The sequence below is a fragment of the Ramlibacter henchirensis genome, assembly GCF_004682015.1.
GTDB lineage: Bacteria > Pseudomonadota > Gammaproteobacteria > Burkholderiales > Burkholderiaceae_C > Ramlibacter > Ramlibacter henchirensis.
This window is the reverse complement of the sequence record NZ_SMLM01000001.1, coordinates 2,110,144-2,125,875: the sequence shown is the minus strand read 5'-3', so window position 1 is coordinate 2,125,875 and position 15,732 is coordinate 2,110,144. Positions and strand designations below refer to the sequence as shown.

General features: G+C 69.2%; 14 protein-coding genes. 7 read left to right on the top strand and 7 right to left on the bottom strand.

All coding sequences use genetic code 11. The features are described 5' to 3' along the window. Positions 1 to 90: 90 nt before the first annotated feature. Positions 91 to 1,281: an alpha/beta fold hydrolase gene (locus tag EZ313_RS10545; protein ID WP_135263108.1), complete on the top strand. Its 1,191-nt coding sequence runs from the start codon at positions 91 to 93 to the stop codon at positions 1,279 to 1,281. Positions 1,282 to 1,374: 93 nt separating this feature from the next. Beyond that, entirely contained in the window at positions 1,375 to 1,677 is a 303-nt protein-coding gene (locus tag EZ313_RS10540) for a hypothetical protein (RefSeq protein WP_135263107.1), read from the top strand. Between the two features lie 37 nt (positions 1,678 to 1,714). Here EZ313_RS10540 and EZ313_RS10535 read toward each other — a convergent pair whose 3' ends face one another. The 5 genes from EZ313_RS10535 to EZ313_RS10515 form a co-directional block, all read right to left on the bottom strand. Continuing rightward, on the bottom strand, positions 1,715 to 3,688 hold the full coding sequence (locus EZ313_RS10535; protein WP_135263106.1) for a hybrid sensor histidine kinase/response regulator: 1,974 nt from the start codon (positions 3,686 to 3,688) through the stop codon (positions 1,715 to 1,717). Beyond that, a complete protein-coding gene (locus tag EZ313_RS10530) occupies positions 3,681 to 4,139 on the bottom strand; it encodes a response regulator (protein WP_135263105.1) in 459 nt (152 codons plus the stop codon). The genes EZ313_RS10535 and EZ313_RS10530 overlap by 8 nt, the downstream gene beginning before the upstream one ends. A 32-nt stretch (positions 4,140 to 4,171) precedes the next feature. Next, positions 4,172 to 6,376, bottom strand: coding sequence for an ATP-binding protein (locus EZ313_RS10525; RefSeq protein ID WP_135263104.1), 2,205 nt, complete (start codon positions 6,374 to 6,376; stop codon positions 4,172 to 4,174). Next, positions 6,357 to 6,992 (bottom strand): biliverdin-producing heme oxygenase, encoded by a 636-nt coding sequence (locus EZ313_RS10520; RefSeq protein ID WP_167772558.1) that lies wholly within the window; start codon positions 6,990 to 6,992, stop codon positions 6,357 to 6,359. Before EZ313_RS10520 ends, EZ313_RS10525 begins: the two co-directional genes overlap by 20 nt. Positions 6,993 to 7,158: 166 nt before the next feature. Then, positions 7,159 to 8,124, bottom strand: coding sequence for an AEC family transporter (locus tag EZ313_RS10515; protein WP_135263102.1), 966 nt, complete (start codon positions 8,122 to 8,124; stop codon positions 7,159 to 7,161). Between the two features lie 136 nt (positions 8,125 to 8,260). Here EZ313_RS10515 and EZ313_RS10510 point away from each other — a divergent pair, with 136 nt between their 5' ends. From EZ313_RS10510 to EZ313_RS10495, 4 genes are read left to right on the top strand one after another with little or no spacing between them, the layout of a single operon-like run. Further along, on the top strand, positions 8,261 to 10,339 hold the full coding sequence (locus EZ313_RS10510) for an ATP-dependent helicase (protein WP_135263101.1): 2,079 nt from the start codon (positions 8,261 to 8,263) through the stop codon (positions 10,337 to 10,339). Next, the gene (locus tag EZ313_RS10505) at positions 10,339 to 10,761 is read left to right on the top strand and encodes a hypothetical protein (protein WP_135263100.1); all 423 of its coding nucleotides are present in this window, start codon (positions 10,339 to 10,341) and stop codon (positions 10,759 to 10,761) included. The genes EZ313_RS10510 and EZ313_RS10505 overlap by 1 nt, the downstream gene beginning before the upstream one ends. Before the next feature lie 51 nt (positions 10,762 to 10,812). Further along, positions 10,813 to 11,964, top strand: a complete 1,152-nt coding sequence (locus tag EZ313_RS10500) for a phospholipase A (protein WP_135263099.1) — start codon at positions 10,813 to 10,815, stop codon at positions 11,962 to 11,964. 59 nt (positions 11,965 to 12,023) lie between these two features. Continuing rightward, positions 12,024 to 12,827 (top strand): class I SAM-dependent methyltransferase, encoded by an 804-nt coding sequence (locus EZ313_RS10495; RefSeq protein ID WP_135263098.1) that lies wholly within the window; start codon positions 12,024 to 12,026, stop codon positions 12,825 to 12,827. A 9-nt stretch (positions 12,828 to 12,836) separates the two neighbouring features. On the opposite strand, the gene EZ313_RS10490 is transcribed toward EZ313_RS10495, so the two are convergent. Beyond that, positions 12,837 to 13,640, bottom strand: coding sequence for an exodeoxyribonuclease III (locus EZ313_RS10490; RefSeq protein ID WP_205960355.1), 804 nt, complete (start codon positions 13,638 to 13,640; stop codon positions 12,837 to 12,839). Between EZ313_RS10490 and pyrE the strand changes: the two genes are divergently transcribed. Next, positions 13,639 to 14,319, top strand: coding sequence for an orotate phosphoribosyltransferase (gene pyrE / locus EZ313_RS10485; protein ID WP_135263096.1), 681 nt, complete (start codon positions 13,639 to 13,641; stop codon positions 14,317 to 14,319). The two genes, EZ313_RS10490 and pyrE, sit on opposite strands and share 2 nt — an antisense overlap. 21 nt (positions 14,320 to 14,340) lie before the next feature. Here the strand turns inward: pyrE and EZ313_RS10480 are convergent, their stop codons facing one another. Next, complete coding sequence (locus EZ313_RS10480) at positions 14,341 to 15,537, bottom strand: NHL repeat-containing protein (RefSeq protein WP_167772557.1); 1,197 nt, start codon at positions 15,535 to 15,537, stop codon at positions 14,341 to 14,343. Between the last annotated feature and the right edge of the window lie 195 nt (positions 15,538 to 15,732).

Below are 15,732 nucleotides of genomic sequence, written 5' to 3'. Positions count from 1 at the left end.
AGGGCGGTGTAGCCCGGCCAGTTGTCACCTTCCTCCTACGAAGAGCGCTCGCACGGCTGCCTAGCATCACTGCACAGCCCGCCTCATGACATGACAGAACCGACGACTTCAGCGCGCCGCGAACCCTGGCCCAGCCACGCGGCCGGAGCCGTCCGCGACCTGCGCGGCGGCATGCGCCTGCTGGTCGATGCGGTGCGCTCGGGCCTGGACCGCGTCGAAGCCGCGCACGAGCGCGTCGCCAACGTCGAGCCTCCCGTGCGCGGCGCGCGCATCGGCCGGCCGTACACCGGCGTGGGCGCGATCGTCTACCGCGGGCTGCGCGGCACGACCGACCTGGCCGGCGGCGCCCTGGACCTCGCCCTTGCCTCGTTGCAGGCCTGGCTGCTGGATCCGCTGCGCGAGACCGCGCCGCACGAGCCGGTGCCCGCGCGCGAGGCCGCGATCGCGATGCTCAACGCGATCATGGGCGACCACCTGCACCGCACCGACAACCCGCTGGCGATCCACCTCGAGCTGCGCAGCAGCGTCGCGGCGGCGCAGCCGCGCGTCCTGCTGATGGTCCACGACCTGGCGCGCAACGACCTGCAGTGGGACCAGGGAACGCACGACCATGCGCAGGCCCTTGCGCAAGCGCTGGCGTGCACGCCGGTTCATGCGCTGTACAACACGGGCCGCCCGGTGCCGGCCACCGGCCGCGAGCTCGCCGCGGAACTGGAAGTGCTGCTGGCCCACTGGCGGGTGCCGCTGCAGGGCGTCGCGTTGCTGGGCCACGGCATGGGCGGCCTGGTGGTGCGCAGCGCGCTGCACCAGGCGCAGCGCGCGGGCATGGCCTGGCCGGCCCACGTGCGTCACCTGGTTTTCCTCGGCACGCCTCACCACGGCGCGGATGCGTCGGGCGACCTGCTCGCGCGTCTCGGTTTCGGGCCGGTGGCCTGGCTGCCGCAGCTGGCGCGCGTGGCGCGGCGGCGCAGCCCGGGGATGCGCGACTTCCTCGAAGGGCGCGTGCTGGAGGACGAGACGCGCGTGGGCCTGCCGACGACGCAACAGTGGACCGCGGGCGTGCCGTCCGGAGTGCCCGCCCATGCGATCGCCGGTTCCATCGGCGACGGGCGCACCGATGGGGTCGTGCCGGTGGACAGCGCCCTCGGCCGGCACGCGGAGGCCGTGCGCGACCTGCTGCTGCCCACGGAGCATCGCTGGGTCATCCAGGGCGTCGACCACCTCGGGCTGCTTCGAAGCGAAGCGGTCTTCCAGAAGATGCGGCAGTGGCTGTCGGCGTGAGTCGCGGCGCACGCACATGCCTGTGCGCGCGCGACTGACAAGCGCCCCCGGGCGAGCGGCCGACACTGGCTGCAACTTGAGGAGTGCGTTGCAATGTCCTATCTTCCCCGCGCCCAGGAGCAGATGAACGGCGACCTGCTGTTGCCCGAAGCGACAAAGCTATTCCTCCATCGCATGGTGCGGGACCTGAGGGCGCACCTGGAGCGAACCGGTTCGCCCGAACTGGAGACCACCGGCCTGGCGGCCCTGGAAACCGCTCTCGGCCCCTGCTTGGAGCCGCTGCCCGACGTGCGCGAGATGCTGGACCTGCCCGATCCCGAAGAGGAGCGCCGAGGACGCAACCTGCTCAAGGCCCTGCACGGTGACGGTGCCGCGCGCCTGCACACGATTCTCTGACTTCCCGCCTTCGCGGGAATGACGGAACGTTTTGGACCTACTGCGCACCCTCGGCGCTGACTGCCCGCGCCCCCAGCGCCTTCTGCAGCGCCGCATGGATCGCCTGCGGCTGCGCCGGCTTCACCAGGTGCCCGGCAAATCCCGCCATCGCCGAGCGCTGCAGGTCCGGCGTGGCGCCGTAGCCTGACAGCGCCACGACCGGCAACGACTTGCTCAGCGCACGCCCGACGTCGATGCCGCTGCCATCGGGCAGGCCGAGGTCGGTGAGCACGACGTCGAACTGCGACTGGCGCGCGGCTCGCACGGCCTCGGCGCAGGTGCCCACGTGCGTCACACGGTAGCCGTAGGTTTCCAGGCACATGACGATGGTTTCGGCCGCGTCCTGGTTGTCTTCCACCAGCAGCAGCCGCCAGCCGCCCGTCTCATCGCGTTCCAGCCGCGGCGGCGCACCATGGGAAGTGGATTCGGCCGGCACATGGCTGCGCAGCTTCAGGCGGAAGGTGGCGCCCTTGCCGCGGCCTTCGCTGTGCGCGGTGATCTCGCCCTTGTGCTCGGCCACCAGGCCGCGTGCGATGGCCAGGCCCAGACCCAGGCCGCCGAAGCTTTGCGACGCCTGGCGATCGGCCTGCTCGAACGCGCTGAAGATGCGCGGCAGCGCCTCGGGCTCGATGCCGATGCCGTGGTCGCGGCACTCCAGCACGAAGCAAGCGCCGTCGTTCGAGGTCTGCACCTCCACGCGGCCGCCTTCCGGCGAGAACTTGATCGCGTTGCGCAGCAGGTTCCACAGCACCTGCTGCATGCGCGCCTCGTCGGCCGTCACCAGGGCGAAGCCGGCGCGCAGGTCGAGGTCGATCACCAGGTGCTTGTCCCTGGCCTGGGCTTCCAGCATGTCGACGACGACACGCACCAGTTTGTGCATGTCCACCGGCTCGGGCCGCAGGCTCACCTTGCCCGCCGAGATGGCCGTGACGTCAAGCAGGTCCTCGATCAGCCGCGCCTCCAGCGCCACGTTGCGCTGGATCATCGGCAGCAGGTGCTGGTACTTGGGCGGCACGGTGGCGGTGCGCTCCAGCAGGTGGGCGGCCGTCGCGATCGGCGACAGCGGCGTGCGCAGCTCGTGCGAGAGCACGGCCAGGAAGCGGTCCTTGGCCTGGTTGGCGCGCTCGGCTTCTTCCTTGGCGGCGCGCAGGGCCTCGGCGTCGCGATAGTCGGCGGTGGCGTCGCGCACGATCTTGCAAAAGCCGCTGTGCTCCTGCGCGTCGTTGAACAGCGGCATCAGCACGCCCTCGGCCCACAGGTGCAGTCCGTCGCTGCGCAGCATCCAGCGGTTGTCGTCGGCCTTGCCCTGGGCCAGCGCCTGCGCCATTTCGCACGCGAACGCGCCCGACTCGCGGTCCTGCGGCGTGAACAGCAGTTCGGCCGAGCGCCCCACCGCGTCCTCATCGTCCCAGCCGAAGATGTCGCCGGCCGCCTGGTTCCAGAAGCGGATCGTGCCCCGGGTGTCCATCAGGATCACGGCGTAGTTGCGCAGCGAGTCCACCACGCGGGCGAACACCGCGTTGGCCTCGCGCAGCTGCACCTGGGCGGCCTCGCGCGCCTCGCGCTGCCCGACTTCGCGCAAGGCCCGCTCGATCACCAGCGGCAGCCGCGCCAGCCGGTTCTTGCTGACGTAGTCGGTGGCGCCGCGCTTGAGCATCTCCACCGCGTTGTCCTCGCCGATCACGCCGGACACGAAGATGAAGGGCACGCGCGGGTTGCGCGCGCGGGCCTCGGCCAGCGCCTGTTCGCCGGTGAATCCCGGCAGCTCGAAGTCGGACAGGATCAGGTCGTAGCGCCGGGCCTGGATGGCTTCGAGGAAACCGGGCTCGTCGCGCACGATGTCCAGGGCCGCCCGCGGGTACGACGCGAGCAGCGCCTCGCGCAGCAGTTCGGCATCGAACCGCGAATCCTCCAGCAGCAGGACCTTCAGCGGCTTGTCGGGGCTGCCTGTCTCCGGCAGGTGTTCATTCATGTCGGCGGATGGCTTTCATGGAGCCCGGCGGGGGCTCGTTCAGCACGGCCCAGAACACCCCCAGGTCCGCGATCGCCGCGACGAACTGCTTGAATTCGACCGGCTTGACGACGTAGGCGTTGACGCCCAGCTCGTAGCTGCGCAGCACGTCCGATTCCTCCTGCGAGGACGTGAGCATCACCACCGGCATGCTGCGCAACGCGGGCGTGGCGCGCACCTTCTGAAGCACTTCGAGGCCGTTGATCTTGGGCAGCTTCAGGTCCAGCAGCACGACGGCGGGGTTGCCCTCCTCGCGATTGCGGAAGTCGCCCTCGCGCAGCAGGTAGTCCAGCGCCTGGGCGCCGTCGCGCACCACGATCACTTCATTGGCCAGCTGGCTGCGTTCAAGCGCGACCAGCGTGAGCTCCAGGTCGCGCTTGTCGTCTTCGACCAGCAGGATCGGCTTGAGCATGTCGGGTCCTCTCTTTTTTTGCTTCTTCTCTTTTACGACCGGGTCGGCCCCTCTTCGCGCGGCCTGGCGTCCGCTTTTCTCGGCAGGGTGAAACCGAAGGTCGCTCCCTGGTCGGGCTCACCGCGCGCCCAGACCGTGCCGCCGTGGCGCTCGACGATCCTGCGCACGCTGGCCAGCCCGATGCCGGTGCCCTCGAATTCCTCGGCCTGGTGCAGGCGCTGGAACACGCCGAACAGCTTGGCCACGTATTTCTGCTGGAAGCCCACGCCGTTGTCGACGATCTCCAGGCCTTCGCCGGCGGCGTCGCGCACGCCGACGATGCGCACCTGCGCCTTCTCGCGCGTGCGGGTGTACTTGACCGCGTTGCCCAGCAGGTTGCGCAGCGCCACCTGCAACAGGAACGGGTCGGCCCACAGCGATGGCAGCGGGTCCTCGATGCGCCAGTCGATCCGGCGGCCCTGCTCCTGCCGGTTGAACTCGGCGATCAGTTCGTCGACGAGCAGGCGCGTCTCGACGCGGCCGCGCTTGATGGCCGATCGGCCCATGCGCGAGAAATCCAGCAGCGCGTCCACCAGGTGCCCCGCGTACGCCGCGGCTTCCTTCACGTGCGACAGGTAGCGCATCGAGCGCTCGGAGAGGTGCTTGCCCTCCATGTCCTGCACCAGGTCGACGTAGCCGGCGATGTGGCGCATCGGCGCGCGCAGGTCGTGCGACACGGTGTAGGAGAAGGCTTCGAGCTCCTTGTTGACGCGCCCGAGTTCGGAGGCGACTTCGGCCATCTCCTCGGCGCGGCGCAGCACGATGCCGATCAGCGCGTGGCGCAGTTCGGTCACGGCGGATTCCTGCGTGGCGCTCCAGGGCGCGCAGCGGCCGCGCACCTGCTGCTGCCAGCTCGAGAAGCTCTTGCGCGGGTGGATCCGTCCGCCCGTCATGGTCAGCTCCTTGCGCGGATCGCCCGCCCAGCGGATGGTGGTGACCAGCTCGGGCCGGAACCACAGCACGAGGTGCTGGTGCACCTGCGAGATGGACACCGCCAGCACGCCCGCGGCGCGCGCGCCGAAGGCCTCGCCGGGCGGGTACTCCTCGGCCAGCCGGTCGCTGCTCCACACCTCCTGGTTCTTGGCCGCGATCCACTTGGCCAGCGCGCCGATCTGCGCGCGGTCGGGCGTGTCGCCGGTGGTCCAGCAGTCCTCGTTCAGCACCACGGCCGCGCCGCTGGCCTGGGCCAGGCGCAGCAGCGGCGTCGGTTCGGCCACCATGCGCTGCAACGTCGAATCGCCGTCGGCGAGGTGCGAGACGATCTGCAGCGTGAGCTGGCGCAGCTCCAGCCGCGCGGCGACCTCGGTGGTGTCCTCCCGCGACGCGATCTGCAGCGACAGGAGGCGGCCCAGGTGTTCGCAGGCAGCCCGCGTCTGGAACGGCAGACGGCGCGGCGCATGGTCATGGCAGGAGATCAGGCCCCACAGGCGCCCGCGGACCACGATGGACACCGACATCGACGCCAGCGTCCCCATGTTGCGCATGTATTCCAGGTGCACGGGCGACACGCTGCGCAGGCCCGCCCAGGACAGGTCCAGCGATCGCGCATCCCATCCCGGGTCGGCGCCCACGAGCGGCACGGGCTCGTAGTCGGCATTCGGGATCAGGCGGATGTGGTTGAGCAGGTAGAGCTCGCGCGCCTGCGCCGGCAGGTCCGACGCGGGGAAGCGATGGCCGGCATAGGAGTCGTAGCCGGGCTCGATCTGCTCGGCCAGCACTTCGCCATGGCCTTCTTCGTCGAAGCGGTAGACCAGGGTGCGGCCGAAACCGGTCAGCCGCTTGATCTCGGCCGCCGCGAGTTCGGCCAGGGCCTGGACGGAGCGGGCCTGCTGCAGCTGCGGCAGGAAGTGCCGGGCCAGCGAGTAGATCGGCGCCTGGGTGCCGCTGTCCGGCGTCGCCGGTTCGAACTCCAGCAGCACCAGCTCGCCGTTGCGGTGGCCGCCGACGTCCAGCCCGGTGCCATGCAGCTCGATGCGGCCCAGTGCGGCCGGGCCTTCGCCGCCCTGCAGCGCCCCGAGGTTGTCGCGCACCAGGGCGGCCGCCTCGCCCGCGCGGTCGGCGTTGCGCCAGTTCGCACTCCAGGCGAGGAGCTTGCCTTGCGCCGACAGCACCGTCATCCAGCCGTGCGGCTGGATCGCACCGGGCACCCGGATCGGCTCTTGAGCGCAGACGGCCAGGTCAGGCAGCAGCGCGTTCATCCAGCAGCGTCTCGAAGGTGGCGATCAGCGCTTCGAAGGTCCGCACGGCCGCGTCGGCCGCACGGGCCCGGGCGCGGGCGTCGTCCTCCAGTTGCGACTGGGCGAGCGAGCGGTACTCGCGCCAGCGCGCAGCGGTGCCGCTGCCGCAGCCGTTGAAATAGGCGCCGCCGTTGTCGGCGTCGATGCGCAGGCGGTGCCGGAGGTTGGCCGCGATCAGCTGGCCGCCGAGCGCCGCGCCTTCCATCACGTAGAGGGAGCCGAGCGCGTCGGCGCGGTCTTCCAGGTGCGGCACGACGGCCGCTTCCGGCCCGAGCGCCGGCAGGCCCAGCGCGGCGAGGTCGCGGTCGATGAGGAAAGCGCGGCGGCCGCGGGCGAACCAGGGCAGCAGCTGCCGAGGCAGCGTGCGGGCCACGGCCGGTTCCCACCCGTGCAGGAAGGCTCCGAAGCCCTGCAGCACTCGGCCGTAGTGGCCGCGGCCGAACGGGCCGCCGAGGCCGACCAGTGATTCGATGCGTGCGTGCTGTCCCGCGGTTGCCTGCCGCAGCGATGCCAGCGTGTCGTTGATGGACGCGACGGGCGCGCCAAGCGGTGTCGTGTACTGCTGTGGACCAGCCATCAGGAGCGTGTTCTTGCGATCGGAGGATGAGTTCGGAGCGGCTGCCCCGCTGCGAGGCGGCAGCGAGCATGCCAGAGGCATTCCGCCCGCCGCGTAGGACCTTTCCCACGGAACCCGTGGTTACGGTCGCGAACTCGACCGTGGCCTGCCCGTCGAAGGCGAAAGCTTACCGCAGGAGGGCGACCGCCCCTGAAAAGGTCAGGAATGCGGCCGCGGTGGTCAACAGGATGATGCGGGCGATGCGCCCGTTGTCCGCACCGAAGCGTTCGGCGAGCAGCGAGACGTTGCTCGCGCTCGGCAACGCCGCGACCAGGACCATGGCGGTGAGCGCGAAGCGGTCCAGGTCGAGCCCGAACGCGATGGCGAGGCTGCCGACGGCCAGCACCACGAGCGGATGCACCAGCAGCTTGGCCACGGCGACCGGCACGAAATCCCGCGCGGGCAGCGGCTCGTGCTCGCCGGCCGCGGCCACCTGCTGCGAGCGCGCCATCACGGCGCCGATCGTGAACAGCGCCACGGGCGACGCGGCGTCGGCCAGCAGCCCGAGGGTGGACATCACCGGCTCGATGGGCGTGAGCCCGAACCCCGAAGACAGCGCGCCCAGCGCGATGGCCCAGGGCATCGGGTTGGTCGCCGCCCCTTTGAGCGCCTTGCGGGCCGCGATGGCGGCGCCATGTTCGTCCGCGCTGTCCAGGCGCGAGAGCGCGATGCACAGCGAACTGGTCATCACCAGGTCGATCAGGATGGTGAGGATGGCCGGGCCCGCCGCCTTCGCGCCCAGCAGCGCCACCAGCAGCGGCACGCCCATGAATCCCGTGTTGGGGAAGGCCGCCACCAGCGCGCCGAACGCCGCGTCGTTCCAGCGGATGCGCTCGTTGAGACTGAAATACACGGTGGCCCCCACCATCAGCAGCGCGCACGGCACGTAGACGGCGAAGGCGGCCGGATCGAGCAACTGCCCCAGCGGCGTTTGCGCGCCGAACCGATACAGCATGCACGGCAGCGCGAAGAACAGCACGAAGGTGTTGAGCCCCCCGATCGCTTCCAGCGGCAGCAGCCGCGCGCGGGCGGCCAGGTAGCCGCACAGGACCAGCGCGAAGAAGGGGAAAGTGATCTTCAGGATCTCGAGCACGGCGTGGATTGTCGCGGTACCTGAGCCGTCGTGACGCACGAACCGTGCCGACGCGGATTTGCCGCCCTCCCATGCAATATGCACAGGCCGGCTCGGGACCGGCCGGTATCATCGGCCGCCCTTCGACCCCCACGCCTTGATGTCCGGCCTCAATCTCGCGCAGCAGGAAGCAGTCAACTACATGCAAGGGCCCTGCCTCGTGCTGGCCGGCGCGGGTTCGGGCAAGACGCGCGTCATCACGCACAAGATCGCGCGCCTGATCCAGACCGGCGTCGAGGCCAGGCGCATCCTGGCCATCACGTTCACCAACAAGGCCGCCGCCGAAATGCGCGAGCGGGCCAAGGGCCTGATCGGCCGCGAGGCGAAGGAGGTGGTGATCTGCACCTTCCACGCGCTGGGCGTGCGCCTGCTGCGGCAGGACGGCGAGGTGCTGGGCCTCAAGCCCCAGTTCTCGATCCTCGACACCGACGACGTCACGTCGATCCTGAAGGACGCGGGCGGCACCACGGATGCGGCGACCGCGCGCCAGTGGCAGTGGGCGATCAGCCTGTGGAAGAACATGGGCCTGAACGCCGCGCAGGCGGAGGCCCAGGCCAAGGACGACAACGAGAAGGTGACGGCGCGCATCATGGCGCGCTACGAGGAGCGTCTGACCGCCTACCAGAGCGTGGACTTCGACGACCTGATCGGCCTGCCGCTGAAGCTGCTGCGCGACCACGCGCAGGTGCGCGAGAAGTGGCAGAAGAACCTGGGCCACGTGCTGGTCGACGAATACCAGGACACCAACGCGACGCAGTACGAGCTGCTCAAGCTGCTCGTGGGCGAGCGCGGACGCTTCACCGCGGTGGGCGACGACGACCAGTCGATCTACGGCTGGCGCGGCGCCACGCTGGACAACCTGAAGCGCCTGCCGCAGGACTGGCCGAACCTCAAGGTGGTCAAGCTGGAGCAGAACTACCGCTCCACCAGCGCCATCCTGCGCGCCGCCAACAACGTCATCCAGCCCAACCCCAAGCTGTTCCCCAAGACGCTGTTCTCCGAACTCGGCGAGGGCGAGCCGGTGCGCGTGGTGGACTGCGACAACGAGGAGCACGAAGCCGAGCGCGTCGTGGCCCGCATGCAATCGATCCGCGCCAACGGCATGGGCAAGGACTGGAAGGACTTCGCCGTGCTGTACCGCGCCAACCACCAGGCGCGCATCTTCGAGCAGGCGCTGCGCAAGGCGCAGATCCCCTACAAGGTCTCGGGCGGCCAGAGCTTCTTCGACCGGGCCGAGATCCGCGACCTGTGCGCGTGGCTGCGGCTGTGGGTGAACAACGACGACGACCCGGCGTTCCTGCGCTCGATCACCACGCCCAAGCGCGGCATCGGCCACACGACGCTGCAGAACCTGGGCGTGTTCGCGAGCAAGTACAAGCTGTCGCTGTTCGAGGCGCTGTTCTCCTCCTCACTCGGCTCGGTGCTGCCGGCCAAGGCGGTGGGCAGCCTGCACGAGTTCGGCCGCTACGTGAACGACCTGGAGTTCCGCGCGCGCCGCACCGAAGGCGCCGAGGACGCGCGCGCGTTCCTCACCGAGTGGCTCAAGGACATCGGCTACGAGAAGCACCTGTACGACAGCGAGGACAGCGAGAAGCTCGCGGCATCGCGCTGGACCAACGTGCTGGAGTTCTGCGACTGGATGGCGCAGCGCTGCGGCGGGCAGATCGACGATGCCGCGGGCGTGTCGGTGACCAGCGAGAAGAAGAGCCTGCTCGAAGTGGCGCAGACCATCGCGCTGCTGTCCACCATCAGCGAGCGCGAGCAGGACCAGAACGTGGTCACGTTGTCGACGCTGCACGCCTCCAAGGGGCTGGAGTGGCCCCACGTGATGCTGGTGGGCTGCGTCGAAGGCATGCTGCCCTTCAAGCTCGATGACGACGACGGCCAGAAGGGCCAGGCCAACGAGGGCATCCTGCAGCGGCTGCAGGAGGAGAGGCGGCTGATGTACGTGGGCATCACGCGCGCGCAGCGCTCGCTGGCGGTGAGCTGGACCAAGCGGCGTAAGAAGGGACGGGAGGTCGTCGCCGCCACGCCGAGTCGCTTCATCGCGGAGATGGCGCTGGACAAGGCGACGGTGAAGGAAGACCCGCGCGAGAAGTTGAAGGCGCTGCGGGCGGAGTTTGCGAAGAAGAGCGCGGCGGCGGCGGCAACGGGAGCGGGGGCGGGGTCGTCCTGATGACGCCTGCGCTGTCCCGGGCGTCCACCCCGACCCTCCTGGTTTCGCTCCTGCTTGCGGCCGGGGCACAGGCTGCGGAGGCGTCCTGCCCGAAGCCCGCCGAGGTCACGCCGCAGCAACTCGTCGGCCTCTGGCGCGCCGAGTTCGCCGGCCAGGCGCCGGGCGCCACGCTGCTGCTGCAGCCGCACCGCGAATACGCGCAGAGCCTCTCCGGCGAGATCAACCGCGACGGCACGCGCGCCAGGGTGGCCGCGGACCTGGAGGAAGGCGAATTCACGCTCGAGGAATCCGCCGATGGCCTGCGGATCAACGCGACGTGGCTCGGCGACGTGGTCGAAGGCTCCTGCGGCCAGGAGATCCGCGGCCGCCGCGAAGGCGGCTGGGACGGCACGCTGCCCTTCGTGCTGCGCAAGCTGCCCTGATCGCGCAGCCGCCGAACGGCCGCGCAATGCGGGCGCGGTAGCATCCGGCGGATGCCGTTTCCATTCCGCGCCCGGGCATTCGCCGGGCTCCTGATGGCCGCCGGCGGCGCGCACGCGCAAGAAGCCTGGCAGGCCTGCACCCTCCACAACGATCCCATCCAGCGACTCGCGTGCTTCGACCGCTGGGCGGAAGGCCAGCGCGCCGCCGAAGAAGCGAAACAAGCGCCCGCGCCGTCCCCCGCGCCTGGGGCGCCACCCGCAGCGCCGCCGCCTGTCGCGAGCGCAGACCCGCCGGTAGTCTCCGCGCCCGGCACACGCCTGGGCCTGCGCCTGACGCGCCGCGAAGGTTGCCGCGACCCGCGCTATTCCACGATGTCGCGCTACTGGGAGCTGGAGCCGGGCGCCGACTGCGGCGACTTCGGCATCCGCGGTTATCGGCCGATCAGCCTGGGTTTCGTGACGGGCAACACCGTGAACCGCCAGCCGACCTCCGGCAATCCGGCCAACAACGCGGCGACGGCGCAGGACTACCGCACCACCGAGTTGCGGCTGCAGCTGTCAGTGCGGACCAAGGTCGCGCAGGGGCTCTTCATCGACACGCCGGAAAAGCGCGATTCGCTCTGGTTCGGCTACTCGCAGCAGTCCTACTGGCAGCTGTTCACGCCCGCGCTGTCACGGCCCTTCCGCAGCACCGACCACGAGCCCGAAATCGTGTACATCGCGCCGCTGCAGTCCGCGGTGCCGGGCGACTGGCGCGTGCGCTATGCCGGGCTCGCCGTTACGCACCATTCCAACGGCCAGTCGCTGCCGCTGTCGCGCAGCTGGAACCGCGCCTCTCTCATGCTCGGCGCCGAGCGCGGGCCGCTGCAGCTGCACGCGCGCGTGTGGCGCCGCCTGCCCGAAGACGCCGCGGACGATGACAACCCGGGCATCACGAACTACTACGGCCGCGCCGAGCTGCGAGCCGAATGGCAGGCCGGCGGTGGCAATCTCTGGGCGCTCACCACGCGGCATTCGCTGCGGCGCGACGGCCGCGGTTCGGTGCGCCTGGAGTGGTTCCGCGACGTCTCGGACCGGGATACCGGCACCCCGAGCGGCCTGCAGCTGCACACGCAGCTGTTCGCCGGCTATGGCGACACCCTGCTCGACTACAACCGCCGCCGCGTGATGTTCAGCATCGGCGTGAGCCTGGTCGACTGGTAACCGCCCGCGCCCGACGCGCGGAACTTATAGTTGCCTGCACGCTGCGCGATGGAGGCCCCATGCTCGACCCTTCCGTTGGCTTCACAGGCCCGCGCTCCTACGACGAGGAGATCGGCCCGTACACGTTCGCGCCGTTCGCGCGCGAGCTGGCCGGCTGCCTGCCGCAAGGTTTCGATGGTGAGCTGCTGGAGCTGGCCTGCGGCACAGGCCTGGTGACGCGCGAGTTGCGGCGCAGGATGGCGCCGACGGCGCGTCTGGTCGCGACCGATCTCAACCCGGGAATGCTCGCCTTCGCGCGCGAGCGACTGGAAGGTGAGCCGATCGAATGGCACGAGGCCAACGCGCTGAGCCTGCCGTTCGAGACTGCTTCTTTCGACGGCATCGCCTGCGGCCTGGGACTCATGTTCCTGCCCGACCGCGCGGCGGCGCTGCGCGAATGGCGTCGGGTGCTGCGTCCTGGCGGGCAGTTGATGCTGACCGTGTGGGATCGGATCGAGGAGAACCCGCACGCGCTGGTCTTCGCGCAGATCATCGAAACGCTGTTCCCGGGTGACGCCGAGATGCGGTTCCGCACGCCGTACGAGCTGTGCGATGCGGCCGTGCTCGATGGCTTGCTGGCCGGTGCGGGTTTCGGTGAGCGGCACATCGAGACCCGGCGCATCGCGATCCGGGGCGCCGACCCGCGTAGGATCGCATCGGGCCAGATCCGCGGCACGCCGCGCGGTGCGCTCATCGCGGCGAGGGGATTGGCCATCGAGGAGGTGGTCGCGCGCGTCGCGCAGGGCCTGGCGGCCCAAGGCGGCGATCCCTACGACGGCTACTGCCAGGGGCTGGTGGTGCAAGCGCGGGCTTTGCCGGCCTGACGCAACGGCCTACATCCGCAGCTCGTACTCCACCGTCACCGGCGCGTGGTCGGAGAACTTCTCGGCCCGGTAGATCGACTCCGTGCGCGCCTGCTGGCCGATGCCGGGCGTGGCCAGGTGGTAGTCCAGCCGCCAGCCCACGTTGTTCGCGTAGGCCTGGCCGCGGTTGCTCCACCAGGTGTAAGACTCGCCGGTGGTGTCGGGCTTCAGGTGCCGGTACACGTCGACGATGCGGTGTTCGGAAAGCAGGCGCGTCATCCACGCGCGTTCCTCCGGCAGGAAGCCGCTGTTCTTCCGGTTGCTGCGCCAGTTCTTCAGGTCCTGTTCCTTGTGCGCGATGTTGACGTCGCCGCACATGACGAACTCGCGCTGCGTCTTCAGGCGCGTGATGTGCGGCTCGAACTCGTCGAGGAAGCGGAACTTGGCCTGCTGGCGCTCCTCGCCCGAGGAGCCGCTGGGGAAGTAGGCGCTGATGACCGAGAACTTGCGCGACGGCGTGTCGAAGCGCATCTCGAGATAGCGGCCCTCGGCGTCGAACTCCTCGGAGCCGAAGCCCGCGACGACGTCGGTGGGCTCATGGCGGCTGTAGACGGCCACGCCCGAGTAGCCCTTCTTCTGCGCGAAGTGGAAGTGGCCCTTGAGGCCGGCCAGGGTGTCGAAGCGGCCCTGCACGTCCTCGGCCTGGGCCTTGACTTCCTGCACGCAAATACAATCCGGCTTCGCCTTCGCGAGCCATGCCTCCACGCCCTTGCTGGCGGCGGATCGGATGCCGTTCAGGTTGAGGCTGGTCAGTTTGAACAAGGAATTCCCCATGTCGGCAGCGCTTGGCCAGGATGCCCTGGCGCAGGACTTCGTTGAGTTCTCGGTGGATTCGGGTGTGCTGCGGTTCGGCGAGTTCAGGACCAAGGCGGGACGCCTGTCGCCCTACTTCTTCAACGCCGGCCTGTTCGACGACGGCGCCAAGCTCGGCCGGCTGGCGCAATTCTATGCAAGGCGCATCCTCGCCTCGGCGATCGAGTTCGACATGCTGTTCGGGCCGGCCTACAAGGGCATCCCGCTGGCCGCCGCCGTCGCGATCGAACTCGCGCGCGCCGGGCGCAACGTGCCGTATGCGTACAACCGCAAGGAAGCCAAGGACCATGGGGAAGGCGGCAGCCTGGTCGGCGCGCCGGTGAAAGGGCGTGTGTTGATCGTCGACGACGTGATGTCGGCGGGCACCGCCGCGCGCGAGTCGATCGCGTTGATCAAGGCAGCGGGCGCAACGCCGCACGCGGTGGCGATTGCGCTTGATCGGCAGGAGAAGGCGACCGAAGACGGGCGCGACGTGGACCACAGCGCCGTGCAGTACGTGCAACAACAGCTCGGGCTGCAGGTGTGCGCGATCGCGAAACTGGCGGATCTGCTGGCGTACTTGCAGGTGCAGGGCCAGGGTGAGCTGGGGGAGCATTACCCCAAGGTGCTGGCGTATCGGGAGCGGTACGGGGTGGAGTGAGCACCCCGTTTGGACTTACGATCACCTGCGAAAGACCAGCACGCGATGATGCTGAAGGTCAGTCACCAGCAGGACATCGGGCATCAGCAGCACTCGATGGGGGAAGCTGAAAACGTTTGCTGTCGGCGCGTCTGTCACACCGTCTCCGTCCCGGTCGTTCGTGACGCTCAGATCGAAATCAACGTGACCGAGCACGACGTCGGCGCGCGCGAAGCTGTGATCGGGGAAAGTGTTCCAGACGAGCACCCTGTTGTTGCGGGCGTCCGCGACTACCAGGCTGATGCCATCTGAGTGAATGCCGGTCGGAGTGGAAAGCGTCCGCGCAGTGGGCGCCGTCGACGGCGACGTGGGATCGTGTTCGCTGTTGGCTACGGTGTTCAGGAAGTCGGAATGGCCCAGCACAATGTCAGCCTCCTGGAAGCTACGGGTCGGGAACCTGTTCCAGATCAGCACACGGTGGTTGTCCTGGTCGGCAATCACCAGGCGCTGCCCGTCAGTCCACACGTCGCGGGGAAACGAGAGAGTGCTGGCGGTCGACTGAGGTATCGCGGTCCCGGGCACCAAGTCCGTCGAACCGTCCCCATCGTTGTCATTCGATGCGCAATGCACCAGGTCCTTCTGACCAAGCACCAGCTTCGGTGAAGGAATGGGCTCGTTCTTTGCAGGGATCGCGTCCCAGATCAGGACGCGGTTGTTTCCCGAATCCGCGACGATCAGTTTCCCTTCGGGCGTTATGGCCACTCCCATCGGGCGACGCATTCCCGTCGGAGCGCAGTCAGGCGCAACTGTGTCGAAATCGGCCGGTCCTATGACAACGTCCGGCAAAGGCCCCGCTGCTCCTTGTGACGGGGTGCGCTCGTAGATCAGCACGCGATCGGAGCCAGAGTCGGCAACAGCCATCTTGCCCACCTCAACGGCCATCCCGAAGGGCGCATTGAGGCCTTCCCGCGACACGGAAGCTGCGGATTCGAAGAAGTCACGCTGTCCGAGGACAGCCGTCGCGACCGGATCGGCAGCATCGGGCAATGTTGCAAAGAGAAGGATACGGTTGTTGCCGATCTCGGAGACCAGCAGGCCTCCCTCTGGCGTTGGTGCCAGCGCACCCGGCGAACTCAGGCCGCGATCGGTCGGGACGATCCCGCGATTGGGATCGCCGGTCTCAAGCGTCGGCTGACCCACAGCGAAGCTTGCGGCCTGGAAGCTGGTGAAGGTTCGCACGACGGGCGGATTGCTCGGCGGCGGCGTAGGGGCGCCAGGTCCTGACGAGCCGCCGCCACCACCGCATCCCGCCAGTGAGACGAGTAGAACGAGTGTGGACGATGCGCGCGTGAGAGATTCTTTAAGTGCATGAATGTGCATGGTGGTGCTGCAATAAGGAGAGTTGCGTTGCGGGTTCGGGCCTGTAGGTTTGGC

Coding starts and splice junctions, on each gene's coding strand:
- EZ313_RS10545 (WP_135263108.1), top strand. CDS start 91: ATGACAGAACCGACGACTTCAGCGCGCCGCGAACCCTGGCCCAGCCAC.
- EZ313_RS10540 (WP_135263107.1), top strand. CDS start 1,375: ATGTCCTATCTTCCCCGCGCCCAGGAGCAGATGAACGGCGACCTGCTG.
- EZ313_RS10535 (WP_135263106.1), bottom strand. CDS start 3,688: ATGAATGAACACCTGCCGGAGACAGGCAGCCCCGACAAGCCGCTGAAG.
- EZ313_RS10530 (WP_135263105.1), bottom strand. CDS start 4,139: ATGCTCAAGCCGATCCTGCTGGTCGAAGACGACAAGCGCGACCTGGAG.
- EZ313_RS10525 (WP_135263104.1), bottom strand. CDS start 6,376: ATGAACGCGCTGCTGCCTGACCTGGCCGTCTGCGCTCAAGAGCCGATC.
- EZ313_RS10520 (WP_167772558.1), bottom strand. CDS start 6,992: ATGGCTGGTCCACAGCAGTACACGACACCGCTTGGCGCGCCCGTCGCG.
- EZ313_RS10505 (WP_135263100.1), top strand. CDS start 10,339: ATGACGCCTGCGCTGTCCCGGGCGTCCACCCCGACCCTCCTGGTTTCG.
- EZ313_RS10500 (WP_135263099.1), top strand. CDS start 10,813: ATGCCGTTTCCATTCCGCGCCCGGGCATTCGCCGGGCTCCTGATGGCC.
- EZ313_RS10495 (WP_135263098.1), top strand. CDS start 12,024: ATGCTCGACCCTTCCGTTGGCTTCACAGGCCCGCGCTCCTACGACGAG.
- pyrE (WP_135263096.1), top strand. CDS start 13,639: ATGTCGGCAGCGCTTGGCCAGGATGCCCTGGCGCAGGACTTCGTTGAG.
- EZ313_RS10490 (WP_205960355.1), bottom strand. CDS start 13,640: ATGGGGAATTCCTTGTTCAAACTGACCAGCCTCAACCTGAACGGCATC.